This is a genomic window from Pseudoalteromonas sp. 5Ae-yellow, assembly GCF_014077565.1.
Taxonomy (GTDB): domain Bacteria; phylum Pseudomonadota; class Gammaproteobacteria; order Enterobacterales; family Alteromonadaceae; genus Pseudoalteromonas.
This window is the reverse complement of record NZ_JACGWD010000017.1, coordinates 15943-41066: the sequence shown is the minus strand read 5'-3', so window position 1 is coordinate 41066 and position 25124 is coordinate 15943. Positions and strand designations below refer to the sequence as shown.

22 protein-coding genes and 1 pseudogene are annotated in these 25124 nt (G+C 39.8%); 7 read left to right on the top strand and 16 right to left on the bottom strand.

Annotated elements, in window-relative coordinates:
* Positions 1–197 precede the first annotated feature (197 nt).
* The 4 genes from rplT to thrS all read right to left on the bottom strand — a co-directional run bounded on the left by rplT (position 198) and on the right by thrS (position 3516).
* Positions 198–557 carry a 50S ribosomal protein L20 gene (gene rplT, locus H4J63_RS06915; RefSeq protein WP_002960711.1) on the bottom strand — a complete coding sequence of 120 codons (360 nt, stop codon included), beginning with the start codon at positions 555–557 and terminating at the stop codon, positions 198–200.
* Positions 558–572: 15 nt separating this feature from the next.
* Positions 573–773: a 50S ribosomal protein L35 gene (gene rpmI, locus H4J63_RS06910; RefSeq protein WP_002960713.1), complete on the bottom strand. Its 201-nt coding sequence runs from the start codon at positions 771–773 to the stop codon at positions 573–575.
* 212 nt (positions 774–985) lie between these two features.
* Positions 986–1546: a translation initiation factor IF-3 gene (infC, locus tag H4J63_RS06905; protein WP_002960714.1), complete on the bottom strand. Its 561-nt coding sequence runs from the start codon at positions 1544–1546 to the stop codon at positions 986–988.
* Positions 1547–1605: 59 nt separating this feature from the next.
* Positions 1606–3516 carry a threonine--tRNA ligase gene (thrS, locus tag H4J63_RS06900; RefSeq protein ID WP_182195563.1) on the bottom strand — a complete coding sequence of 637 codons (1911 nt, stop codon included), beginning with the start codon at positions 3514–3516 and terminating at the stop codon, positions 1606–1608.
* A 355-nt stretch (positions 3517–3871) separates the two neighbouring features.
* Between thrS and H4J63_RS06895 the strand changes: the two genes are divergently transcribed.
* Positions 3872–4318, top strand: a complete 447-nt coding sequence (locus H4J63_RS06895; RefSeq protein ID WP_007582681.1) for a DUF3010 family protein — start codon at positions 3872–3874, stop codon at positions 4316–4318.
* 185 nt (positions 4319–4503) lie between these two features.
* A complete protein-coding gene (locus H4J63_RS06890) occupies positions 4504–6237 on the top strand; it encodes an AMP-binding protein (RefSeq protein WP_182195560.1) in 1734 nt (577 codons plus the stop codon).
* A gap of 100 nt (positions 6238–6337) precedes the next feature.
* Here H4J63_RS06890 and hflX read toward each other — a convergent pair whose 3' ends face one another.
* The 7 genes from hflX to H4J63_RS06855 all read right to left on the bottom strand — a co-directional run bounded on the left by hflX (position 6338) and on the right by H4J63_RS06855 (position 14365).
* Positions 6338–7687 (bottom strand): GTPase HflX, encoded by a 1350-nt coding sequence (gene hflX, locus H4J63_RS06885; RefSeq protein WP_182195557.1) that lies wholly within the window; start codon positions 7685–7687, stop codon positions 6338–6340.
* Between the two features lie 198 nt (positions 7688–7885).
* A complete protein-coding gene (gene gdhA, locus H4J63_RS06880; protein ID WP_182195554.1) occupies positions 7886–9238 on the bottom strand; it encodes an NADP-specific glutamate dehydrogenase in 1353 nt (450 codons plus the stop codon).
* 373 nt (positions 9239–9611) lie between these two features.
* The gene (locus H4J63_RS06875) at positions 9612–10085 is read right to left on the bottom strand and encodes a DUF1456 family protein (RefSeq protein WP_182195551.1); all 474 of its coding nucleotides are present in this window, start codon (positions 10083–10085) and stop codon (positions 9612–9614) included.
* Positions 10086–10202: 117 nt separating this feature from the next.
* Positions 10203–11447, bottom strand: a complete 1245-nt coding sequence (locus H4J63_RS06870; protein ID WP_182195549.1) for a lipoprotein-releasing ABC transporter permease subunit — start codon at positions 11445–11447, stop codon at positions 10203–10205.
* Positions 11437–12135, bottom strand: coding sequence for a lipoprotein-releasing ABC transporter ATP-binding protein LolD (lolD, locus tag H4J63_RS06865; protein ID WP_182195546.1), 699 nt, complete (start codon positions 12133–12135; stop codon positions 11437–11439). Before lolD ends, H4J63_RS06870 begins: the two co-directional genes overlap by 11 nt.
* Positions 12128–13345 carry a lipoprotein-releasing ABC transporter permease subunit gene (locus H4J63_RS06860; RefSeq protein WP_182195544.1) on the bottom strand — a complete coding sequence of 406 codons (1218 nt, stop codon included), beginning with the start codon at positions 13343–13345 and terminating at the stop codon, positions 12128–12130. Before H4J63_RS06860 ends, lolD begins: the two co-directional genes overlap by 8 nt.
* A gap of 147 nt (positions 13346–13492) precedes the next feature.
* Positions 13493–14365 (bottom strand): LysR family transcriptional regulator, encoded by an 873-nt coding sequence (locus H4J63_RS06855; protein ID WP_182195541.1) that lies wholly within the window; start codon positions 14363–14365, stop codon positions 13493–13495.
* 129 nt (positions 14366–14494) lie between these two features.
* On the opposite strand from H4J63_RS06855, the gene H4J63_RS06850 reads away from it, so the two are divergent.
* Together H4J63_RS06850 and fghA are read left to right on the top strand one after the other, a co-directional pair.
* The gene (locus H4J63_RS06850) at positions 14495–15616 is read left to right on the top strand and encodes an S-(hydroxymethyl)glutathione dehydrogenase/class III alcohol dehydrogenase (RefSeq protein ID WP_165723406.1); all 1122 of its coding nucleotides are present in this window, start codon (positions 14495–14497) and stop codon (positions 15614–15616) included.
* Positions 15617–15684: 68 nt separating this feature from the next.
* Positions 15685–16527: an S-formylglutathione hydrolase gene (gene fghA / locus H4J63_RS06845; protein WP_182195539.1), complete on the top strand. Its 843-nt coding sequence runs from the start codon at positions 15685–15687 to the stop codon at positions 16525–16527.
* Here the strand turns inward: fghA and H4J63_RS06840 are convergent.
* On the bottom strand, positions 16481–16819 hold the full coding sequence (locus H4J63_RS06840) for a hypothetical protein (protein WP_154903207.1): 339 nt from the start codon (positions 16817–16819) through the stop codon (positions 16481–16483). The genes fghA and H4J63_RS06840 overlap by 47 nt on opposite strands.
* A gap of 72 nt (positions 16820–16891) precedes the next feature.
* A pseudogene (locus H4J63_RS06835) lies at positions 16892–18408 on the bottom strand (BCCT family transporter).
* A gap of 213 nt (positions 18409–18621) precedes the next feature.
* Between H4J63_RS06835 and H4J63_RS06825 the strand changes: the two are divergent.
* Positions 18622–19038 (top strand): MgtC/SapB family protein, encoded by a 417-nt coding sequence (locus H4J63_RS06825; protein WP_182195533.1) that lies wholly within the window; start codon positions 18622–18624, stop codon positions 19036–19038.
* Positions 19039–19114: 76 nt separating this feature from the next.
* Here H4J63_RS06825 and H4J63_RS06820 read toward each other — a convergent pair whose 3' ends face one another.
* Positions 19115–21022 carry a beta-ketoacyl synthase gene (locus H4J63_RS06820; protein ID WP_182195531.1) on the bottom strand — a complete coding sequence of 636 codons (1908 nt, stop codon included), beginning with the start codon at positions 21020–21022 and terminating at the stop codon, positions 19115–19117.
* 125 nt (positions 21023–21147) lie between these two features.
* Here H4J63_RS06820 and H4J63_RS06815 point away from each other — a divergent pair, with 125 nt between their 5' ends.
* Complete coding sequence (locus H4J63_RS06815) at positions 21148–22158, top strand: GlxA family transcriptional regulator (protein WP_101217300.1); 1011 nt, start codon at positions 21148–21150, stop codon at positions 22156–22158.
* Positions 22159–22246: 88 nt separating this feature from the next.
* Positions 22247–23473, top strand: coding sequence for an EAL domain-containing protein (locus H4J63_RS06810; protein ID WP_182195528.1), 1227 nt, complete (start codon positions 22247–22249; stop codon positions 23471–23473).
* Positions 23474–23489: 16 nt separating this feature from the next.
* Here the strand turns inward: H4J63_RS06810 and H4J63_RS06805 are convergent, their stop codons facing one another.
* Together H4J63_RS06805 and H4J63_RS06800 are read right to left on the bottom strand one after the other, a co-directional pair.
* Positions 23490–24002, bottom strand: coding sequence for an MgtC/SapB family protein (locus H4J63_RS06805; protein WP_002960746.1), 513 nt, complete (start codon positions 24000–24002; stop codon positions 23490–23492).
* A gap of 8 nt (positions 24003–24010) precedes the next feature.
* On the bottom strand, positions 24011–25123 hold the full coding sequence (locus tag H4J63_RS06800; protein ID WP_182195526.1) for a GNAT family N-acetyltransferase/peptidase C39 family protein: 1113 nt from the start codon (positions 25121–25123) through the stop codon (positions 24011–24013).
* Between the last annotated feature and the right edge of the window lies 1 nt (position 25124).

The window sequence follows — 25124 nt, the reverse complement described above, 5'->3', positions numbered from 1 at the left end:
CAATTGCCAAGAACAACTAAATAGTGAATTTCGCCCTGCTCTAACGTATCTTTTTATCGATAAATAGAGCTCATATAAGCAGATGGGTATTAATTTGAGAAAACTAATTTAGCTCAGCTATAAAAAGTGTAAGTTATTAAATTACAGGCACAAAAAAAGGAGCCATAGGCTCCTTTTTAATACTTATATGAAAAAGCTTAAGCGGCTAGGCCTTCTTTTGCTTTTTCTACAAGCGCTGCGAATGCAACTTGGTCATAAACAGCGATATCTGCAAGGATCTTACGATCGATTTCTACAGATGTCTTTTTAAGACCATTGATAAAACGGCTGTAAGACAGACCATTTTGACGTGAAGCAGCATTGATACGTGCAATCCATAATTGACGGAAAGTACGTTTCTTCGCACGACGGTCACGGTAAGCGTATTGACCCGCTTTAGTAACAGCCTGGAAAGCTACGCGGTAAACACGTGAACGAGCTCCGTAGTAACCTTTTGCTTGTTTTAAAACTTTTTTGTGACGTGCACGTGCGACAACGCCGCGTTTAACTCTTGCCATTTCTAAAAACCCCTATTAAGCGAACGGTAACATACGTGAAACTAGACCATGGTCATTTTTATGAACCATCATCTTAGGACGTAGGTGTAACTTACGCTTAGAAGTTTTCTTAGTCAGAATATGACGAAGATGCGCTTGTTTACGCTTGAAACCGCCAGAAGCAGTCTTTTTGAAACGCTTAGCAGCGCCACTGTGACTTTTTAGCTTATAAGCCATTGCAATAACTCCAAATTGTATTGCTTTTAAATTAGTAAGCAGGCGTGAGATATATTTCTATAGCTCCACTTTTAGGCCTAACTTACTGCCATGTTCCGGTGAAGACCCAGCATAAATGCCGCAATCTTACTTTAAAACCGGTTAACTCAGGTGAATATTCGCATATTGCTTGCAGACCTGAGCTAATTTCGGTGCGTATTATCGCTTAAAAATTATTTTTTAGCAACAGGCGCCATCATCATAACCATTTGGCGGCCTTCAACACGATTTGGGAAAGACTCAACTACTGCAAGCTCTTCTAAATCGGCTTTGATACGGTTTAATAATTCTATACCAATTTCTTGGTGAGCCATTTCACGACCACGGAAGCGGATAGTAATCTTAGCTTTATCACCAGCTTCTAAGAACTTACGTAAGTTGCGAAGCTTAACCTGATAATCACCTTCATCCGTACCAGGACGGAATTTGATTTCTTTTATCTGGATTTGCTTTTGCTTCTTCTTCTGCTCTTTTAGTTCTTTGCTTTTTTCAAAGATGAACTTACCGTAGTCCATGATTCTACAAACAGGCGGCTCAGCGTTTGGACTGATCTCAACAAGATCAACACCCGCTGCATCGGCCATAGTTTGCGCGTCTTGTAATGACTGAATTCCAGCTTGTTCGCCTTCAATGTCAATTAAACGAACTTCTTGCGCTGTAATTTCTTCGTTAATACGATTTTTTTGAGCTGTTTGTTGCCCTTTCTTGCCGCCTCTAATAGTACGTTCCTCCAAGAATATCAATAATATAAGCGTGTAAATGGCTGTTTGTTAATGCCTTACACGCTCGATTTTTACTGTCGATTTTTAATTTCTTCACTAATTTTAGCTACAAAATCATCAACATTAAATTTGCCAAGGTCTTCACCTGTGCGAGTACGCACTGCTACTTCTTGTTGTTCAACTTCTTTATCGCCAATAACAAGCAAGTATGGAATACGCTTCAGTGTATGCTCACGGATTTTAAAGCCAATCTTCTCATTTCTCAAGTCAGCAGCGGCTCTAATTCCAAGTTTATTTAATTTTTGTACAACTTCTTTAACATAAGGAGCCTGTTTATCGGTAATATTCATAATTACCACTTGCTTTGGCGCAAGCCACGTCGGGAATAAACCAGCGTACTCTTCAGTTAAAATGCCAATAAAGCGTTCAATAGAACCTAAAATAGCACGATGTATCATTACAGGTGTACGACGTTCGTTATTTTCTGCTACATAAGTAGCGCCTAAACGCCCCGGTAATGCAAAGTCTAATTGCACTGTACCACACTGCCACGCTCTGTCTAAACAATCGTACAAAGTAAATTCAATCTTCGGACCGTAAAACGCGCCTTCGCCCGGAAGATAATCAAATTCAATATCGTTTAGCTTAAGTGCATCAGCTAAAGCAAGCTCTGCTTTATCCCACATATGGTCTTCACCAATGCGTTGTTCTGGGCGAGTAGATAGCTTAACTACAATCTTCTCAAATCCGAATGTTTCATATGTATCATAAACCATCTTAATACACGCTGACACTTCGTCCATGATCTGCTCTTCAGTACAGAAAATGTGAGCATCATCTTGTGTAAAGCCACGTACACGCATTAAACCGTGTAGTGCACCTGATGGTTCATTACGGTGACAACAACCAAATTCAGCCATACGAAGTGGTAAATCACGGTACGATTTTAAACCTTGGTTAAAGATTTGCACGTGACCAGGGCAGTTCATCGGTTTAATTGCATATTCACGTTTTTCAGACTCAGTGGTAAACATTGCTTCTGAATATTTTTCCCAGTGACCTGATTTTTCCCAAAGTGAACGGTCCATCATCATTGGACCTTTTACTTCTTCGTACTCATATTCGCGTAATTTTTCACGTACAAATTCTTCAAGCTCGCGGTAAATGCTCCAACCATCGTTGTGCCAAAATACCATGCCTGGTGCTTCTTCTTGCCAATGCCATAAATCAAGCGCTTTACCAATACGACGGTGATCGCGTTTTTCAGCTTCTTCAAGGCGCTTTAAATACGCTTTAAGTTGCTTTTTATCGCCCCACGCGGTGCCGTAAATGCGTTGTAGCATTTTGTTTTCTGAATCACCACGCCAATATGCACCCGCCACTTTCATTATTTTGAAGTTTTGGCAAAATTTCATGCTAGGAACGTGAGGTCCACGACACATGTCTACATATTCTTCGTGATGATATAATCCTGGGCGGTCATCTTTAGCGATGTTTTCGTCCAGAATTTCTATTTTGTATGTTTCGCCACGCGCTTCAAATGTATCGCGTGCTTCTTGCCAGCTTACTGTTTTTTTCACTACGTCGTAGTTGGTTTTTGCAAGTTGCAACATACGCTTTTCAATTGCTTCAAGATCATCTTGTGATAATGAATGTTCCATATCGATATCGTAGTAAAAACCGTTATCAATGGTAGGACCAATTGCCATTTTCGCGTCTGGGAAAAGTTGCTTAACTGCATGACCAATTAAGTGAGCACAAGAGTGACGAATGATTTCAAGGCCGTCATCGTCTTTAGCGGTAATGATCTCAAGACGAGAGTCTTCACAAATTTTATCACATGCATCAACACGGTCGCCATTAACACGACCCGCAATGGTCGCTTTAGCTAAACCTGGGCCAATATCGTTTGCAACATCAAGCGTGCTTACAGGGTTTTCAAAACTACGTTGACTTCCGTCTGGAAGAGTAATAACTGGCATTATAAATCCTTGCTACAGTGGTGACACCTACAATGTATCACGTGTATTTTTAATAAATTAAATGAGAATGACTCGACAACGCTTTTACGAATAAGCATTGACTAATAAATGTAGATGCAGAGTCTGTACAACTACAAAGATATATTGTCGCGTGCTGCGCATTTAATTACAAGTTTTAAGGGGTGAAATCCACCCGTTTTGAGCACAAAATGTAACTTTTAGAGCAAAAAAAATCATTTCATTAAAATATAAAATCATCAACGCACTAATTACGCACCTACAACTATACCCACACTCGCATTTTAATGTGTGTTGCGTATAATACTGCGTAATTAAGTTATTTTAGAGAATAGACATGAGAACATGTGGTGTAGAAATTACCGGTAGTGATGTACTACTTTGTATTTTAAGTAAAGATAATGACGTATTTGATATTCGCGATGTGCGCCAAACACGCTTTACCTTAGGTAACGGTAACGACACTGAAGTAATGCGTAAATTTCAATTCGATTTTGCAAAACTAATGCAAGATTACCAAATTGATTCTGTTGCAATCCGTGAGCGTCAGCCTAAAGGTAAATTTGCTGGCAGCGCAAAAGGATTCAAAATGGAAACTGCGATTCAATTAATCGACAATTTAGACGTACGTTTATTTACCACAACTGAAATTAAAGAACAGGTAAAGCGTAATCCTATTCCTATTGATTTTGAAGAAACAGGTCTTAAAAAGTATCAAGAAAATGCATTTGTAAACGCTTACGTTTACATAATGAAAAAAACATACCGCAGCGACGAAATGTAAATTTATTGCTCGTTTAAAAACGCGTACTTACATTGTAAGACGCGTTTTTTTGTGTCTAAAAAGTATTATTAGCTTTTATTAATCTAATAATACATTAGTCTAACTGCACTTCTCTTTGTCGACAATATGTGTTTATTTTAACTTTGTAGTTTACATAACTCACACACATTTTCATGGAGAGAGCAATGCACACACACACTACCCCGGTAAAAGAAGTAGAACAAATAAATCACTTGCCGTTACCCCAAAGCTATTTTAAAGGTATACAAAGCACACCTTTAACAAATTCGACTATCGGGGAGTGCTTTGACTTTATTGTCGACAAAAATCCAGAGGCGTTAGCTGTTGTAGTTCATCACCAGGGTATTCGCTTAACGTATAAAGAATTTCAAAAAGAAGTTAATCAACTTGCTATGGGGTTGCTGGCACTTGGCGTGAAACCAGGCGAGCGTGTTGGTATTTGGTCTCCTAATAATATTGAGTGGTGCTTAACCCAATTTGCAACGGCAAAAATTGGCGCAATAATGGTTTGTATCAACCCTGCATATCGCCCTAACGAATTACAATATGCCTTAAATAGTGTTGAATGCTCTACTCTAATCACAGCATCAAACTTTAAAGGCAGTGATTATTTAGAAATGCTCAATGGTTTGGCTCCAGAACTTGCAACTTGCGATAAAGGCACACTCAATTTAAAAGCACTGCCCACTCTTAAAAATATAATCCGCATTGGCGATGAAGCATCTCCTGGTATGTACTCTTTTAATGATGTTATTAACTTGCCAACATCGGCACATGAGCTTGAATTAAAAGCAATAGGTGCAAACTTAAATGCTGAGCAAGACATCAATATACAATTTACATCAGGCACAACAGGCAACCCAAAAGGCGCAACGCTCACGCATAAAAACATTTTAAATAATGCGCTATTCGTCGCCGAATCTATGCACTTTACGAGCGATGACAAGTTATGTATCCCTATCCCATTATATCATTGCTTTGCAATGGTATTGGGTAGCTTATTGTGTGTTAGTAAAGATGCAGCAGCCATTTACCCAGGCGATTCATTCGATGCAAAAACCACACTAGATGTAGTTCAACAAGAAGGATGTACAGCGCTGCACGGTGTACCTACTATGTTTATTAGTGAGCTTGAGCTAAGTAATTTTAACGATTATGACTTAAGTACTTTACGCACGGGTGTAATGGCAGGCTCTACATGCCCAGAGCAAGTAATGCGCAAAGTACAAACACAAATGAACATGCATCAAGTACTGATTGCTTACGGGCAAACGGAGTGCAGCACCATAAACAACATTACCGAAACAGACTCTTCAATAGAGCGGCAAGTAACGACGGTTGGCCGCGCACTTGCCCATACTGAGGTTAAAATAATTGACGAACTGGGTAACATTCAAAAAATTGGTCAACCTGGCGAAGTGTGTAGTAAAAGTGCAGGCATAATGCGCTGCTATTGGAATGACGATGCTAAAACAAAAGCCACAATAGATGACAACGGTTGGCTACACTCTGGCGATTTAGGTGTCATGGATACAGAAGGGTTTGTCACTATTGTTGGCCGCATTAAAGATATGATTATTCGTGGCGGCGAAAACATTTACCCGCGCGAAATAGAAGAAGTGCTTTACACCTACCCGGGCATTCAAGATGCTGCCATATTTGGTATAACAGATGAAAGGTATGGCGAGGAAGTGTGCGCTTGGATCCAACCAAAAGAAGACGCTGTGCTTGATGAGCAAGCAATTCGTGAGTTTTTAAAAGACAAACTAGCCTATTTTAAAATGCCACGACATATCCGTTTTGTAGAAAACTATCCAATGACAGTAACAGGTAAACTGCAAAAATTTAAAATGCGTGAGCAAATGCAAGAAGAGCTAAGCGACAAAGCCTTCTCCTAATTTTTCTCTACAAAAAATCTGAACTCTGAATAATAAATCTACCTCAAGTAACGATTAAAAAGCACAGCCAATTGGCTGTGCTTTTTGTATACTAAATTTATTATAAATCTAACATTCTCTTTTTTAAACGTTCTAAATCAATCGCACTCGAGCGCACTGTTAATTTAATGTGGCTGTATTCATATTCTTCTTTAACAACACTCATACTCGATCGGATTTCGCCCACAATACCTTTAGCTGTGTACGGGATAACAATCTCTTCTTCAATCATGTCCTCTTGAGCAATGCCAATAATGTATTTGTGCAATTTACTAATATCATCTGGATTACGCGTAGAGGTCATCATCGCATCAGGAAATTCATCCATTAGCGACTGCTGCTGCTCAGTACTTAATTGGTCTGACTTATTCAGTACTAATAATTTTTTGCTGCCTTCCACCCCAACTTCTGCCAGTACTTTATGTACTACTTCAAGTTGTGAGCGAAAAGAAGGATCTGAAGCATCTACAACATACAGCAATAACGACGCATCATGTGCCTCAGCGAGCGTTGAATGAAATGAAGCCACCAAATCATGAGGTAATTTTTTAATAAAACCAACCGTATCTGAAACCAATATACGTGGCTGCGTAATCGGGTACAGTGCGCGAACAGTGGTATCTAGCGTTGCAAAGAGTTTATTTTCGCCTTCTACATCACTACCTGTAATTGCGCGCATCATTGATGACTTGCCCGCATTGGTGTAACCAATTAAAGCCACTGAAAATAGCTCAGAGCGCTGCGTACGTCTGTCCATCATTACATCTTGAACACTAACAAGCTCACGCTTTAATTCTGCTAATTGATCGCGCACCTTACGGCGATTAAGCTCAAGTGTGGTTTCACCCGCACCTTTACCCATTTGGCGTTCTTTATCACCTGTTGATGTTTCACGAAGCCGTGGCGCGACATAATTAAGGCGAGCAATTTCAACTTGTAATTTTGCTGTTTTAGTACGCGCATGACGGCTAAATATTTCAATGATAATACCGGTGCGATCAAATACTTCTACACCCAGCTGGTTCTCAACATTACGCAGTTGAGAAGGCGTTAAATCGCAGTCAAATACCACTACATCGGCACATGCAAAATCAAGTTCGTCTGATGGAATTTCTGAGGATATTTCGGTTAAAGGGTCTTCATCAAGTAAATCATCTTCTTGCTCGTTTTCAACCACCCCTTTATTGCCGGTAAGGTGTGCTATTTCAGCTAGTTTTCCTGAGCCCAGTACATTAACTTTTTGGGTAGAACTTTGCTTTTGCGATTGCGTACCTACTACTTTAAAGCCTAACGTAGTTACCAAACGAGCAAGCTCTGCAAGCGATTCTGTTGCTTCGTCACCTTTAAATTGTGGTGTACTAATAGAAATAAGTAACGCATTAGGAAGTGATGGTTTTGCAGTTAGTTGCATAATTTTTTGTCTTAATGCACCTAAAGTGCAAACCTAATTTTCATTCGAAAGTAACTTGATCCTACGCTGTTATAGCCCAGCTTTATAGGGTTATAGTTCACTAATGGCGTTAATATTTAAAACTAACCATAATATACTCAATTTTATGGCTAGTTTTAAAATCACATTATATTAAAGCCTTATTGTTCAGCTTTAATATTAAACGACACCCTGCTCAATCATTGCATCTGCAACGCGCCTAAAGCCTGCAATGTTAGCGCCTAATAAAAGGTTTCCAGGCTCACCAAATTCTGTAGCGGTGTCGTTAGCGGTAACAAATATATTTTTCATAATTTGTTTTAGCTTTTCATCAACTTCTTCAAAGGTCCAACTTTGCATACTCGCATTTTGCGCCATTTCTAATTGGCTTGTTGCAACGCCGCCAGCATTGGCGGCCTTACCTGGCCCATACGCAATTTTTGCAGCAATAAAGCAATCAATAGCCTCTTTTGTTGAAGGCATGTTTGCGCCTTCACTTACTAATAAACAACCGCCGGATAATAAAGCGCTTGCATCCGCCTGTGTTAATTCATTTTGTGTGGCGCACGGAAAAGCAGCGTCGGCATTAAAGCGCCAAACAGCATGCCCATCTTTAGGGTAGTCATTTACAGGAATATAAATAGCATCGGGGTGAGTTTGTTTATATACGCTCAAGCAATCACGCGATTGCTCTTTCAAACATTTAATAAGATTTAAATCTATACCCGACTCATGATACACAGTGCCACGAGAGTCGCTGCAACTTACTGGTGTTGCCCTCATTTGATAAAGCTTTTCCATGGCATAAATAGCAACATTACCTGCGCCCGAGACCAAGCAGCGCTTACCTTGTAGGCTATCGCCACGCGCTTGCAGCATATAGTCAGCAAAATAAACAGCGCCGTATCCCGTGGCTTCTTTTCGTACAAGCGATCCCCCCCACAATAAGCTTTTACCTGTTAAAACACCTTCATAGCGCCCAGTCAAACGCTTATATTGACCAAACAAGTAACCTATTTCTCTTGCCCCTACTCCAATGTCTCCAGCGGGTACGTCGGTTGTAGGGCCAATATGGCGATAGAGCTCGCTCATAAATGATTGGCAAAAACGCATTATTTCAGCATCTGAGCGCCCTTTTGGATCAAAGTTTGCCCCGCCTTTACCACCACCGATCGGTAAACCTGTTAAAGCATTTTTAAATATTTGCTCAAACCCTAAAAATTTAATTATGCTGGCATTCACACTTGGGTGAAAACGTAAGCCACCTTTATAGGGGCCAAGTGCAGAGTTAAACTCAATTCTGTAGCCTTTATTTACCTGAATATTGCCTTCGTCATCAACCCAAGGAACTCTAAACATAATTTGGCGTTCGGGCTCAACTAAGCGTTGTATAATGGCATTTTTTTTGTATTTTTCTGAGTTTTCCAAGATAGGTTCGAGTGATTCAAGTACTTCTTCAACAGCTTGATAAAACTCGCATTGTGCAGGACTACTAGTTTTTAATTGTGCGATTGTGCTATGGATATAATTCATAATTATTCTTCCGTGTTAATAATAAAAGTATTTATCAGATGTTAAAGTAAACGTGATCAAGTTTATGATTCATGCTTTAAGGTCTTAATTTAATATAATTAACTATTACCTTAGCATGAAAAATTGAGATATTTAACGCGAGCTACGTGAATTATTTTTGATTGGAAGTTTGATTTTTATTTATTAAAGATGAATTTAAATTCACAGATTTAAAAACGGAACAGTGCCAAGTGAGTTTCTATATTTTCAAAAGGGAATTTTAGAAGTATTAGGTTAGGTGTGGGTTTGTTTAAAAATATAACAATTAATGGGTTTTATACTGCATTGCGCTCGCAAAAAACCCATTAACTAAAAGCTAATTAGCTAAAACCAGTTACTCAGCAGACTCTTCTGGACGGTGCTGCTTTTGTACGCCGGTTAAAAACAGGCGTAATATTTGATCGTTACAAATACGATAATGTTTGTTATCTATTTTTCGAGAAAATGCGCTTAACTCATGTTTACTTAAATCAAAATAAACAAGTGCAAGTGTTGCTATAACATCTTCTGCTTTCATGTTTAAAGCAATACGTAGCTTCATGAAAATAATATTATTATTTAGCTTCTTCTCAGGCTCTGGTTGCTCACCTTCGCGTTTGCCACGTTGGGTATTAATAAACCCATTTAAAAAGCTAGCAAACTCAGTATCACTTATTGGGGTAAAAGCCTCTTCACCTTCTTTAGTTAACCATGCAATTACTTGCTCTTTGGTGACCGTATGCTCTGCTGATGCAAAAACATTGACCATAGCAGTATCAGTTAAGTTAAAGGTGTAGCGAATGCGGCGTAAAATATCGTTATTAGTCAAAGTAAATCCCAAAGTGAGGTATAGCAACCAAGCAGTTATTGCTTAATTTTAAATAAGCACCTAGTTTAACAGGTTTACTAATACCACCCTATTAATTTTTATCTGAGCTTCTTATACCTAGTTACCAAGCACCTTGGCAGGATCTACGCGCGTTGCTTGCCATGCAGGATAAATAGTGGCAAGTATCGCAAGCACAAACGTAACAATCACTGTAATACCAATGTCTTCAAGTACTAATTTACTTGGTAAAAACTCTATAAAATAAACGCCCTCAAGTGGATTGGCTCCAAATAATTGGCTTATCCACGTAAAAAGCTCACTTATATTAAGCGCTAATACCACACCAATTAGTGTTCCTAGTGCCACGCCTACAAATGCTTGCATTAAGCCTTGCATTACAAAGGTGGCTAAAATAGTACTGTCTTTCGCGCCCATGGTTTTTAAAATTGCGATATTGCCTTGTTTTTCGCGTACTTCCATTACCAAGGAGGACACAATATTAAAACTGGCTACCGCTATAATTAAAAACACCACAATATAAACAATGGTACGTACCATTTGAATATCTTGATAAAGGCTGCCTTGGGTTCTAAACCAACTGGAAACATACACGTAGTCGTCAATAGTTTGGCCCACTTTTAGCGCTATTTGGTGCGCCGAAAACACATCATCAACACTTAACCGCAGCCCTGTTACTTGAGTTTCATCGTAACCCAATGTTTGCTGCGCTTTATTAAGATGTATAAACGCAGCGGTACTATCAATGGGGCCGCCCATTTCTATAACACCTGCAAGGTTAAGTGTTACGCGTTTAGGCGCTAATAATGACTGACCTTTTTGGCCTATTTGCGGAATAAGTAACGTAATGTTGTCGCCTACTTTTGCATCTAACTGTTTTACTATTTGCTTACCTAAAATTACATCGTCAAGGCCTAACTGGCTCACTAACTTACCACTAGTAAACTGATTTACCGCCGATACATTACTCTCGAGCGATGGCTCAACACCTCGAATTTCTATCGCTTTTAGCTGGCTTTTATATTGCGCCATTCCGTTAACGGCAATAAATGGCGCAGCCCCTGTTACATGCGGTTGTGTTTGTAAATCCTCTACCTTTTGCGGCCAATTTGCAATGGGTCTACTTGGTGCTACATATTCAACCTGCGGCACAACACTTAGCAATCTATGTACTAGTTGCTGCTCAAAACCATTAATTACCGACAGCGCCACAATTAAAACTGCGACACCTAATAAAATACCAATAGTCGACGCTTTAGCGATAAAACTAACAAAGCCGTTTTTTTCATCTTTGTGGCCTGAATAGGCTCTAAAACGTTTACTTAAAAATGCACTAAGCAACATGCTGCGACTCTTTAATAGCTAGTTTTCCATCGTCTAAATAAGCTATTTTGCCTAGCTTATCGGCAAGTTCTAAATCGTGTGTAACTACCACAAAACTGGTGTTTAAGCTTTGGTTAAGCTCATTAATTAAATCGTAAATTTTAATCGCATTTTGTTTATCTAAATTACCGGTTGGTTCATCAGCAAGCACAAGCGCAGGTTTTGTAACCAATGCACGGGCAATTGCCACGCGTTGGCGCTCTCCACCAGAAAGCGCAGACGGTTTATGCGAGCTGCGATGTGCAAGGCCTACTTTTTCGAGCATATCGAGCGCTTGAGCTTTGGCTTCTTTTGCACTCAAGCCTTTAATTAATAATGGCATAGCCACGTTTTCAACTGCGCTAAACTCCATTAATAAGTGATGAAATTGATAGATAAAGCCCAAATTTTTGTTTCTAAATGCGGCTTGCTCTGTTCGCGAAAGTTTTGCAACTTCTTGGTTTTTAATTTTAGCGCTACCTGAGCTTGCAGTATCTAATGTGCCAAGTATGTGTAAAAGCGTACTTTTACCAGAGCCAGAGCTCCCTACAATAGCGAGCATCTCACCTTGCTGCAGCGCTAAATCAACACCTTTTAATACTTCAACTTGGTTGCTGCCATCTTGATAAACTTTACTTAAATTTTCACAACTAATTACTAAATCATTCATAACGTAATACCTCTGCTGGTTTTACTTTTGCGGCTTTACGCGCAGGATATAAGGTAGCTAAAAAGCTCATAGCAATACTGGCAAACGCTATTATTACTAAACTCAAAATATCAAATTTTACCGGAAGCTCTATACCCGCCAATAAGTTTAAGCCCACTAATGCAAGTAGCTCATTTATATATAAACTAAATATTACACCTAAAAATGCGCCTATTGCGGTACCAATTACGCCGTTATATAAGCCTTGCACCATAAACACTTTTTGCACTTGCGAAGGTGTTAAACCTAACGTTTGTAGTATGGCTACCTCACCTTGTTTTTCGCTTACCATCATGGTCAGTGCTGATACAATATTAAACACAGCGACCAATACAATGAGGGCAAGCAACATAGACATAATGCGTTTTTCCATAGCAACGGCTGCAAATAGAGTACCTTGGGTACTGCGCCAATCACTGTAATTGTGATCTTTCAAAATACGTTGGCTTGCTTCAATAAATTCATCTAGTTCGAAAGGTTCGTGCAATGAAACACTTAAATTTGGTGCGGTGTTTTTATCCAGCTTTAACACCCGCTGTAGTGAAGCGCCACTCGTAAACGCAAGTGCCATATCTATCTCAGATCCGGTTTCATATATTGCGGCAACTTTAAATAAACGCTGGCTGGGTACTCGCCCAAGAGGTGTATACGTTGAAGCATTAGGCATAATAACGCGAAGCTTATCACCCACGCTAACGCCTAATTTACGACTCAAATAACGGCTTATAGCAATGTTGTAATTTTTGTTTAATACAGTTTTCCAATCGCATTGCACTATTTTATCGGTAATTTTATACAAAGAACCACTATCGTTATAAAGGCCTTGTAGTAAAACGCCGTGCAAGTCTTTATTTGTTTGCAAAATAGCTTCGCCGTGGCGATATAAGCTTACATGATCAACATAAGGAGATTGTTCGAGGTCGGTTTTTAGGGTGTTCATTTGGGTGGCAGTGTGTTTATCTGCGCTAACTTCAACATGCGGAATAAGTCCAAGCATATTGGTTTTGAGGCTATTTTCAAACCCGTTCATTACACTGCTTACCGTAAATAATGCCATTAAACCAATAGCGATACCGGCAATAGAAAAAAACGAAATAAACGATATAAACGCATTTCCTTTAGAGGAGCGACTATATCTAAGCCCTATAAATAAGCTAACCGGTTGAAACATATTATTTTTAACACTTATCGTAAAAGTATTGAGCAATAGTAGCACGAAAAAAGTGCCTTTGGGTATGGCGTAAAATGTAAGAAATAATTTATAAATCTGATACTTGGCTATATTTACAGCAATACATGTTTAACCATTAATTCGCGGTTAAGTTTTCAGCCCTTTAACTAAATAATCGAGCAATACCCGTACATTAGTGGCCACAAACTGCCTTGGTGGATATACGCCCCATACCCCTTCTTGCTGTGGTTGATAGGGTGTTAAAATAGGCACCAATTGCCCTGAGTTAATTTCGTTTTCAATGTAGTAGTCTGGGAGTTGTACAATACCGAGCCCCTTTTTTGCGCCATCCACCAGCGCCCAACCACTATTACACTGTAGCCGCCCTGCTATTTTAATGTGTTTATCGCGCCCATTTTCGTTTACGCGCCAGTAGCTACTATTCCCAATTAAACATTCATGGCTGTTTAGCTCGCCTAAAGTATGCGGCTCACCAAATCGCGTTAAATACTGCGGTGCAGCGCACATAATAAAACGCCGCGCACTTAACCTACGCGCTTTTAAGCTCGAATCTTTTAAGTGCCCTAGCCTTATGGCTAAATCAAATCCGCCCTCTAATAAGTTTTCTTGCTCGTTACTTAGTGTGGCAACAACTTCTACCTCGGGATGATCCTTCATAAAATTATGCACTATGGGCATAATGAACGTTTCCCCATACATAACAGGGGCTGTGAGCTTAATTTTACCCTTTGGTGTACTTTGTTGCTGAGCAAGACCTTGAGTTGCCTCGTCCATAGCGTGTTGTAAGTGCTTTATTTGATGTAAGTACACTTCGCCTTCTTTGGTTAAAACCACTTTACGGGTTGTACGGGTTAAAAGCTGGGTATTTAAACGTTGCTCAAGCGCTGTAACATGGCGGCTAATATGCGCAACCGAAAGTCCAAGCGTTTTTGCAGCCGCAGTAAAGCTGCCCTCCTCCCCTACAGCTATAAACTCATCTATTCCATTCCAACGCGTCATTATTACCATGCTGTAAAAGTGTTTTAATAAAATTGAGATTATCATTGTTTGAGAAACAAATACAATAGCTACATTACCCAAGCAAATTGGGTCTACAATTATTATCTAACCACTACAAAGGATAAACACATGTCAGAATTTATTAAATCAAAAGCAGCTATTGCTTGGGGTCCTAATCAACCACTTAGCGTTGAAGAAGTTGATGTGATGATGCCTAAAAAAGGCGAAGTAATGGTAAAAATTACCGCTACTGGTGTATGTCATACCGATGCATTTACTTTATCAGGTGATGATCCTGAAGGTATTTTCCCTGCTATTTTAGGCCATGAAGGCGCAGGCGTTGTATACGCAATTGGCGAAGGCGTAACCAGTGTTGAAGTTGGGGATCATGTTATTCCTCTATACACTGCTGAATGTGGCGTTTGTAAAATGTGTACTTCTGGTAAAACTAACCTATGTTCTGCTGTGCGCGAAACTCAAGGTAAAGGCCTTATGCCAGACGGCACAACACGCTTTTTTAAAGACGGCCAACCAATATACCACTACATGGGTTGCTCAACGTTTTCTGAGTACACAGTGCTTCCAGAAATTTCACTCGCTAAAGTAAATAAAGAAGCCTCTTTAGAAGAGATTTGTTTACTAGGCTGTGGTGTAACAACAGGTATGGGCGCAGTAACAAACACTGCAAACGTAAAACCTGGCGACACAGTAGCAATTTTTGGCCTTGGTGGTATTGGTTTATCTGCCATTATTGGTGCAAAAATGGCAGGCGCTGGACGTATTATTGGTGTTGATATTAACACCACTAAATTCGATTTAGCGACAAAACTTGGTGCAACTGATTTAATTAATCCAAAAGATTTCGACAAGCCTGTTCAAGAAGTGATTGTTGAAATGACTGACGGTGGCGTTGACTACTCGTTTGAATGTATTGGTAATGTTGATGTAATGCGCTCTGCGCTTGAGTGTTGTCATAAAGGTTGGGGTGAGTCGGTAATTATTGGTGTAGCCGGTGCAGGCCAAGAAATATCAACCCGTCCGTTCCAACTGGTAACTGGGCGTGTATGGCGTGGTAGTGCATTTGGTGGCGTTAAAGGTCGCTCGCAACTACCTGAAATAGTTGAGCGCTACATGGCGGGTGAATTTGCGTTAAACGACTTTATTACTCATACAATGAGCCTTGAACAAATTAACGAAGCGTTTGATTTAATGCACGAAGGTAAAAGTATTCGTACAGTAATTCATTACTAATAAGCACTTAGTAAACGACTTAATAAAAAGCCGTAAAACCTAAAGGTTTGCGGCTTTTAAGGATTATTATGTTAGAGAATATCTCAAGTACAAAAGTAGCTGGTGGTTGGCATAAGCAATATACTCACCCTGCAACAAGTACACATTGCACTATGCGCTTTGCGGTGTTTTTACCACCAGGTGCAAGTGAAACAAACAAAGTACCGGTACTTTATTGGCTATCAGGTTTAACCTGTACCGACGAAAATTTTATGCAAAAAGCCGGTGCATTTAAAAAAGCAGCAGAGCTGGGTATTGCTATTGTAGCGCCTGACACCAGCCCACGCGGCGAAAACGTACCCAATGAAGACAGCTATGACTTTGCACAAGGCGCGGGCTTTTACGTAAATGCCACGCAAGCTCCTTACAACACTCATTTTAATATGTACGATTATGTTGTTAGTGAATTACCAGCACTTATTGAACAACATTTTCCGATTACAAGCACAAAAGCAATTAGTGGTCACTCTATGGGCGGGCACGGTGCATTAATGGTTGCACTTAAAAACCCGACTTCGTTTGTAAGTGCCTCGGCTTTTAGCCCTATTGTAAATCCGATTGAATGCCCTTGGGGTGTAAAAGCATTTTCTGGCTATTTAGGAAATGATAAGGCGCTTTGGGCACAATATGATAGCTGCGAGTTGATGAAAAACGCAGAGCAAGCTCATTACTTACCTATGTTAGTGAGTCAAGGTGATGCTGATGGCTTTTTACAAGAGCAACTTAAGCCAGAAAACTTAGTCGCTATTGCTGATAAAAAAGGCTACCCACTTACACTTGAAATGCAAGCAGGCTACGATCATAGCTACTTTTTTATAAGCAGCTTTATTGACCAACACTTATTATTTCATCATCAGTTTTTAACTGCATAGGCTCATTAATGTGTAGGGATGACTTTTCTAACTCTACACACTCTTTCAATACTTTACTCACTTGCCTGCATACTTGTACCGTATTGTTATTGCCCTTACCTTTAATAAATTCAACTATAGCCATATCGGCTTCAACACCGAGTTTAGTAAAGCTAAAGCCCTCTTTATCTTTTACAACAGGCCCCGCATTTACTGGGCCAGGTTGAGAGCGCGCTGCCCCATCTAAAATTATACCCGCAGCAGCGCAACCAATTAATACATTTGAAAATAGAATAATCAAAAAAGTACGCATTATTAACCCCACCAATATAATTACCTAAATTATATACAACTTTAAAAATAGCATTGTAAATAAATGTAAGCCTTAGTGCTTAAATTCACGTATGAACTCTTTAATAAAACCAATTAATTGCAATATAAATATAATTAAAAAAGGAAGCGCTCCAATAATAGCAACGCTTCTGTTTAATGGTTCATTGTTTTGTACTAACAAAACAAAAGCGCATAAACCTAGTGCAAACGACCAAACATACAAGCTCCATGTTTGAGCTTCACTTGCACCACTTAATTGGCGAATAACCAAAATAGCTGAGTCTGCTGATGTGGCTACAAAAATGAGTAGAAGCAATAAACTTGACCAAATTAATAGACCGCCTTGCCAGCCTAATTGCTCGAAAAATACAAACAGCCCTTGCGTATAATCGGCTTTAATAGCCTCTAAAATGCCTGCATTGTGAGTTTGATCCCACGCAATTGCAGAGCCCGAAAACACACTAAACCATATAATAGTCACAAAGGTTGGTACAAATACGACACCTAAAATGTATTGCCAAACCGGCCGTCCTTGGCTAATTTTTGCCAAAAACACACCAACAAACGGGCCCCAAGCTAACCACCAAAAATAGTAATTGTATGTCCAACCTGTTGCCCATGCGGGGTCATTAAGTACGCTTTCAAACTGCCATGTACCTGTGGTTATGAGCTGAATGTAATCCCATGTACCGCCTACAGCTATGTCTATAATTGGCTTTATAGGCACAAAAATTAATAGCCATGCTATAAGTGCAAATGCTAAAAACACATTAAATTTACTAAGAGTTTGAATTCCTTTTTTAAGCCCCAACTTTGCAGAAATGGTATAAAGCAGCGCAATTAAAAAAATTATAATAACCCCCGAAAATAAAGCCGATTCAACCCCTAGCTCAAGCTCGAGCCCTTTACGCAGTAATAAAGTTGAATTAGCAATTGTGCCCACGACACCAAAAAATATTGCAAGTATGGCAATTAATTTAATGCTAAAGCTCAGCTGTAACTGCCAAGCCCGATTAATAACGCCTTTAGTTGCACTGATCACAGGAGCACTAATATCGCCCGCTTTACCACTATTGCGAGTAAGCCCACCTAATACCAAGCCAAATACTGCATAGAGCGCCCATGCATGCGCGCCCCAATTAACTAAGGTAAGCGCCAAACCACTTGTTTGGTGGTTGGGATACAAGCTTTGCTTTAAAGGCGAGTTAACCGTGTGTAGTGCAGGCTCTGCTACTCCCCAAAATATAAGTCCTGAGCCCATCCCTGCTGCAAACAACATAGAAAGCCAACCAAGGTACTAAACTCAACAAGTGCTAGCGCTCCTCCTATTTTTCGTTGCCCTAATGGGCTTATAGCAATAGCTATCACAGAAAAAAGTAACAAGTTTACCAATATAAAAAATGGCGACCCTAAATAACCTAAAATTTTATTAATAGCGGGTTGTAAGTGCTCTGTGAGTAATTCAGGAAATAAAAAAGCAATAACAGATAACCCAACGCAAAATAGTAAGGCTGTTTTTTCAAGCTTAGTGGGTGTGCTTAATGTTTTATTTAAAGGCAAGAGATTCACATAGGTGTCTTTTAGTCTGGATAAAAGAATACGGGGCTTTAAAACTCAGATCAAATTAACTATCGCGTAAAATAGTAATAAAAACATGTAAAAGTTTCCTCAATAGTTCTTGTTAAATACAGGCATTAAAAATAACTCATTGATTAATAGTCATTTATTCCATGGCTTGCTGTTTGCTTATTATTAACAAAGTTAACCAGCACAGGCTCAGTAATGGAAATTGATTTACAGTGGAATGAAATCATCGATAACTTAATACACTTAGGTATTGCATACCTACTTGCACTACCCATGGCTTACGACAGAGAGCGTAGTAATGATGGCGCAGGCCTTCGTACCTTTCCTCTTGTTGCTGTTGCATCGTGTGGGTATGCATTAATTGCTATGTCGGTTTTAGATGGCGCAGAAGCTCAATCAAAAATGTTGCAAGGCATCATTACTGGTATTGGTTTTATTGGCGGTGGCGCAATTTTGAAAAATAACAAATCAACCTCCGGCACAGCAACCGCAGCAAGTATTTGGAATATGGGTTTAATTGGTATAGCCGTAGCGTACAGCCGCTACGAAATAGCAATTTTACTTGTCATTATTAACTTTATAACGCTTAGGTATGTAAAAAAGTTTAAGTAATTTATAAACGGAGTGACTTATTCAATAGGCATTAAAAAAGGCGCTTAAAAAGCGCCTTGCTAACAAGTATGTGTGCTTAAAACATATCTTGATAGGAATTTGTTGTGCTAAACGTAATTGCTTTTTTAAAGCCCGGTAACTGAATACTTTGCTCGTCTATTACAATGTCGTTGTCGTCAATAAGTCCGTCGCCAAAGCGGTAAATAAGCTCATATTGGCCTAAATCAGCTTGAGCTTGATACATTTGTTGCGCGGCTTTAATTGCCATGTTTTTCTGCGCGTAACTACTCATAACTTCATCGCCATGGCGCTTAGCGAGCATTTGCATTGTTACTTTTGGTGAAAGTACGGTAGCTGTTGCATTATTACCGCCAAAGCCTTTTGAATTTATAAAAGCAATATCCATATCAGCGCATTCGTAATGGCTATTACGAATATCAAGATGATCGGTGTAAACATCATCAGCCACTTTATCAATTGTGGTAATACCCGGCATAATATTATGGCTAAATACACCTAAAGCTATCGCTAATTGGTCGCCACTTGCAGGAGCTATAGTATGACCAACATAGGCTTTTGGCGCTGTCACTTTCCAATTATCAATAGCGAACGTTTGTGCCACTTTGTGATATATCAGCGACTCTGTTACGCGGTTTAGTGGTGTACTTGAGCCATGCGCTAAAATAAAGCTACGTTCTTGCAAAGCTTCTTTGCCTAAAAGGCTCGTTGCTAAAGCAGCCGATTTAGCCATGGTAATATAGTTACCAGGACCAGGTGACGTGATTGATTTTTTTATGCCATCTGCATTTACAAATACATCCGGTACGCAGCCCATAATGTCAGCGCCTAGTTCAAGGGCTAAGGCATCGTCCATTAAAATAGCAACTTGTGCGCCTTCACCTAATGTAAAGCCGCAGTTGTCGCCAAATGGGCGGCTACTTTTGCGATAATCTGGTTCTTCATCACTTGATAAGTTATCTAAACGGCGCAAACCTTCAACATTTGCAAGTGCGCTCATGTTACCAAAGCCTTCAATCACTTCTGGTGTAATAGCACATTCAACACTTGCGACAACCGCAACACGTGTACGCCCTGCCTGTATGTCGTTAACCGCTGCACGTAAGTTGTATAAAAACGTAGCACAGGCGCCCGAAGTCGAAAACGTAGTCCCTACATTGCCCGTAACATACGCGTTAATAAAGTCGGTCGACATTGTATTTAAACCCAGTGCTAACTGCTTAGTGCTAACACGGTCGCCTTGTTGGCGCGCCTTTACTAAACCGCCTAAGCCTTTGTCGTCCATTTGGCCAATTACTGATGCTGAATAGGTACCAATTTTATCTGGCTCTACGCTATTCATAATATGCTGCCAATCAAGCCCTGTTGATTTAATAGCATCGGTAGCTGCAAAAATAGTAGCTTGCAAACCACGAGGCTGATAGCGGCTGTTATACATAACAGATGGATCAAACCCAGTCGGGAATTGCCCTGCAGATTTAATTGGATTATCACGTGTTGAGTCATGCTTAACATCTAAGTCGGCTGCAATAGTTACTTTTACTTTTTTGCCTTCAAGTTCTTCAACTTGCCAGCTAGCTGGAACAGGTGTAGGTAAGTCGCGAGCACGCGTTTCAAACACAATTGCGTTATCGCTTGATGCGTTTAGTGTCATTTTTTGCTGCCACGGTGTGGCATCTGCATCAAAGTGTTCTTTTTCAATTTTACGAATAAGCGTACCAGCAATAATTTGCTCACCAAAGCGTGCTTCTATGTCGCTTTGCTCAACATTATTACCTTGTGTATCTTGTAATTGGCCGTTTACAACGCTTACTAGATTCATCAGTGTGGCGAGGCCTAAGAATGTTTCACTGCGATCTTGAGCATTTAAACTATCTAACACGATACGGCGATAACCTTGATGAAAAGAAGTACGGCCAGCGGCGTTAATGCCACCCATGCCTACTATAACGGGTAATGCTGTCATAATTTACCTTTAAAAACGTGTTATTAGAAGAACAGGCAGTTTAAATGGATTATGCACTATGCATTGTGCTTTAATAGCCAAATATTCAGCACAAAAGGCCAAAATATACTGGTCGGAGCATTTATATGACTGAAAAAAACACTAATCCACCACTAAACATTGCTATAGCGGTATATCCGCATTTATTAGTTACCAGTTTAACGCTGCCTATTGAGATGTTAAGAGCCGGCGAGGCCTTTGCTAAAGGCCATCTTGATAAGCAAAGCTTTAGACCGCTTGCTATAAATTTAGTGGCTAAAAATGCTGAATTTATACCCACTCGCGCAGGCCTTGCGATAATTCCTGATTGCATAACAACTAACGCCCCCTACAGTGATTTAATTATAGTGCCCGGAATTTGGCGAAACCCGCGCCCTGTAGTGCGTACAAATCAAGGCGTAGTTGATTGGCTAAGCGAGAGCTTTAGCGCAGGCAGCCATATAATTGGTGTAGGCACTGGCAACTGCTTAGTAGCTGAGGCTGGCTTACTTGATGGGCACCCTGCTACAACCCATTGGCACTACGCCAATCAATTTAGCCACGACTACCCGTTAGTGCGTTTAAAACCCGACTTTTTTATAACCCAATCAGAACGCATGTACACCGTAGCAAGCCTTAATGCCCTTGCAGATGTGATCGTACATATTATTAGTCAGTACTATGGAAAAGCCGCCGCTCAACATGTAGAGCGAAACTTTTCGCACGAAATACGTAAACCCTATGAAGATCAACGCTACTTAGAAGGTGCAGTTGACCGTCATCCCGACGAGCTAATTGCGCAAATTCAGTTTTGGCTAAAAACCAATTTAGCCACCGAGTTAAACCTGCAAGAAGTCGCTGCCCAATTTAGCTTGAGCTACCGTACTTTTACCCGCCGCTTTAGAGCCGCAACGAACCAAAGCCCTATTGAGTATTGGCAACAATTACGCGTAGAAGGTGCGAAAGAGTTATTAGCATCATCAAATTTATCAATTCAAGAAGTGGCTTTAGAAGTTGGATATAACGACCAAGGGCATTTAACCCGCGTGTTTAAAAAAGTATTAAGCCAAACACCCAGTGGCTACAGAAAAGTAGTTAGGAGAAAGTTGTTTGGCTAACCAGCGACGACACTCTAAATTGGCATTTTTTTATACATAAATTATACTCTTATCAATAATATAATTTACGCCATACCAAGGTAACTGCATGAGAGATAAACTTAGTAAGCACCTTTTTGATCCACAAAGCGATGCTTCTATTGAATCAAAGTTATTAAAGTTACTTTCACTTGTACGAAAACATTTAAGTATGGAAGTCGCGTTTATTTCAAAATTCACCAATACTGAGCGCGTTTTTAAAGTGGTAGATAACCAAACTACAAATACATGCGTATCAGTAGGTAATTCAGATCCAATTTGCGAAACTTACTGTAAAAAAATATCTGATAACGAGCTAGAACAAATAATCCCTAATACTCTTGAGCACCCAATAACCCGCAACATGCCAGTCACAGAAAAGCTAAATATTGGCTCTTATATTGGTGTACCCATTATTTTATCCACCGGAAAAGTTTATGGAACTTTTTGCTGTTATAAAACCGTATTAGACAATGCCCTGAACGACAAAGATTTGTCATTTCTTAGGCTCATTTCTGAAATAGCTACTGAGTTAATCGAAAAAAAAGTTCAGTCTGACATTTTAAATAATGAGTCAAAGTCGCTTATTGAAAATATTATAAAAACAAACGATATTACGATTTATTTTCAGCCCATATTTAATTTATCAACCAACCAACTTTCGGGTTATGAATCTCTGTCACGCTTTTTTATTGAACCCTATAAAACACCTGATATTTGGTTTGAAGATGCTGAAAAACTGGGTCTAGGAGAAGCATTAGAGATACTTGCTATACAAAATACATTACATTGCTTAGATCAATTTGATGAAAAAGCTTATATCACTATAAATACTTCACCTCAGCATATTTTATCAGGCTCAATAGACAAAGTATTACAAAGCATCGATTGTAATAGAATAATTTTAGAAGTGACTGAACATTCACCTATTTTAGACTACCAAGCGATGCGAACTGCACTTCAACCATTAAGAAGCAAAGGCGTAAGATTAGCTATAGATGATGTTGGAGCTGGCTATTCGTCTTTTCAACATATTTTAGAATTAGAGGCAGATATCATTAAGTTAGATATAAGCCTCACTCAAAATATAAATAAAGACAGTAGAAAGTTTTTATTAGCTAAGGCACTATGCGGATTTGCCAAAGCAATTAATTGCTCAATAGTTGCAGAGGGAATAGAAAATCAAGAAGAATTAAGTACGCTGAGAAAGCTGGGCGTTGATAACGTACAAGGCTATTTTATTGGGCGCCCAGCTCCTATTGAAGATGCCATCCAATATCAAACAATTACGCTATAATTAATAAACGCCACTTTTAGTGGCGTTCTGATTCGTTAAATTCTTTTCGATAATAGCGCTTTTGATAGTTTTTTACTTTAGTGTGTACGCCTTTGCTTAAGCTTTTAAATTTAGCCTCAAGTACGTCTACACCGTATAAAATACCGACCACCAGCACAGAAAGCTTAATAGCTGCGCCCAAGTTTTCGGTGGCTATCATTACACCAATAGACGCTAACACCCAAATGGTTGCTGCCGATGTTACTCCTACCACAGCGCCGTCTTTAGCTAGCATTACGCCTGCGCCCAAAAAGCCAATACCAGTAATTATTTGTCCCACTACGCGAGAGTGGTCAATTACATCGCCTTGTAAATTAAACGCGGTCGATAAAAATAAATAGGTACCTAAAGTAATTAACGCAGAAGTACGAATACCCACAGGTTTGCCACGTAATTGGCGCTCAATACCAATAATAGCGCCACAAAAAGCCGCAGTACCAATAGCTGCCCACGAATACGGGGCTACATCAATTAAATCTAAAAAAGTCACTGTTAACCTTATATTTTATTAGCTATAGCCACCGCCGTTCTTAAACGTTGGCTACCAAACGCTGACATTTTACTAAAATCACTTCGTGCAATAGGTACATATTGGCAATCTATTGCGAGCTGTTTATCGTTACCGGGCTCACAAAACGGATCGTGAACATACACGCAGTGCTCATCAAGGTGCGTAACACACACCCAGTGTGGCGATTTTTTACCATCAAAACTGTATGTACTAATTAATAACAGCACACTAAAGCCTTTACTTAACCACTGCTCAATATGCTCAAGCTCTACATCTTTATGCGTAAGCGGTATATTTGCCTGTGCAATACCATCTACAAATTGCTGATGCACGGTGGCAAGTACCACTTTTTTGTTTTCGTTGCGTACGCCATCTAAAAACAAAGGCTCTGTGGTATTAACCATTACTTCGCTTTTAAAACCACGCTTATTAGCCCCAAGTGCCAAACCAAACGGATGGCAACCACCATGACCCGAGGTCATAAAAATGGTGGTACCTTCACGCCAAAGTGCCAGCTCATGTGATTGAGTAAGCTCAGTTGTTGGCTCAAGTGCACCCATTGCCATTAATAGCGCAGCAGGCCCACAAGTAAACTCGGTAGTTTGCTGATACCACGGCGTTAAACGCGCCACTTTTAACTCACTCGTTTGTCGAATGTTTTTTTGCATTCGTAGTGCGTCACTGTGGTCATCGTAATAATCGCTATATTGACCAAACACTCTGTAACCTAAGCTTTTATAAAGCCCTATCGCACCTTCGTTATTTACAGCCACTTCTAAACGAAGGTAAATACGCCCTCGCTCATACGTTTCTTTTTCAAGGCTAGTAAGCAATGCCTTTGCAACGCCCTTACCTTGCATTGTGGGTTTTACCGCGAGCGAATATAAACGCGCTAAACGCGTCCCTTTATGGCACCACACTAATCCATATCCACATACTTGCTCGCCATTTTGGGCAACGAGTAAAATACCGTGTTTTGCACTAAGCCAGCGTTTTAGACTACGCGGACTTAATTTATCGTTATTAAAGCAGGCGTTTTCAACGTCAATCAGTGCATTTAAATCACTGCTAAGCGCCTTTCGAATAACAAGGTTGCTCATG

Bases quoted from the DNA above. Each gene is read 5' to 3' on its own strand.
- rplT (WP_002960711.1), bottom strand. From the start codon at position 557: ATGGCAAGAGTTAAACGCGGCGTTGTCGCACGTGCACGTCACAAAAAA.
- rpmI (WP_002960713.1), bottom strand. From the start codon at position 773: ATGGCTTATAAGCTAAAAAGTCACAGTGGCGCTGCTAAGCGTTTCAAA.
- thrS (WP_182195563.1), bottom strand. From the start codon at position 3,516: ATGCCAGTTATTACTCTTCCAGACGGAAGTCAACGTAGTTTTGAAAAC.
- H4J63_RS06895 (WP_007582681.1), top strand. From the start codon at position 3,872: ATGAGAACATGTGGTGTAGAAATTACCGGTAGTGATGTACTACTTTGT.
- H4J63_RS06890 (WP_182195560.1), top strand. From the start codon at position 4,504: ATGCACACACACACTACCCCGGTAAAAGAAGTAGAACAAATAAATCAC.
- hflX (WP_182195557.1), bottom strand. From the start codon at position 7,687: ATGCAACTAACTGCAAAACCATCACTTCCTAATGCGTTACTTATTTCT.
- gdhA (WP_182195554.1), bottom strand. From the start codon at position 9,238: ATGAATTATATCCATAGCACAATCGCACAATTAAAAACTAGTAGTCCT.
- H4J63_RS06870 (WP_182195549.1), bottom strand. From the start codon at position 11,447: ATGTTGCTTAGTGCATTTTTAAGTAAACGTTTTAGAGCCTATTCAGGC.
- lolD (WP_182195546.1), bottom strand. From the start codon at position 12,135: ATGAATGATTTAGTAATTAGTTGTGAAAATTTAAGTAAAGTTTATCAA.
- H4J63_RS06860 (WP_182195544.1), bottom strand. From the start codon at position 13,345: ATGTTTCAACCGGTTAGCTTATTTATAGGGCTTAGATATAGTCGCTCC.
- H4J63_RS06855 (WP_182195541.1), bottom strand. From the start codon at position 14,365: ATGACGCGTTGGAATGGAATAGATGAGTTTATAGCTGTAGGGGAGGAG.
- H4J63_RS06850 (WP_165723406.1), top strand. From the start codon at position 14,495: ATGTCAGAATTTATTAAATCAAAAGCAGCTATTGCTTGGGGTCCTAAT.
- fghA (WP_182195539.1), top strand. From the start codon at position 15,685: ATGTTAGAGAATATCTCAAGTACAAAAGTAGCTGGTGGTTGGCATAAG.
- H4J63_RS06840 (WP_154903207.1), bottom strand. From the start codon at position 16,819: ATGCGTACTTTTTTGATTATTCTATTTTCAAATGTATTAATTGGTTGC.
- H4J63_RS06825 (WP_182195533.1), top strand. From the start codon at position 18,622: ATGGAAATTGATTTACAGTGGAATGAAATCATCGATAACTTAATACAC.
- H4J63_RS06820 (WP_182195531.1), bottom strand. From the start codon at position 21,022: ATGACAGCATTACCCGTTATAGTAGGCATGGGTGGCATTAACGCCGCT.
- H4J63_RS06815 (WP_101217300.1), top strand. From the start codon at position 21,148: ATGACTGAAAAAAACACTAATCCACCACTAAACATTGCTATAGCGGTA.
- H4J63_RS06810 (WP_182195528.1), top strand. From the start codon at position 22,247: ATGAGAGATAAACTTAGTAAGCACCTTTTTGATCCACAAAGCGATGCT.
- H4J63_RS06800 (WP_182195526.1), bottom strand. From the start codon at position 25,123: ATGAGCAACCTTGTTATTCGAAAGGCGCTTAGCAGTGATTTAAATGCA.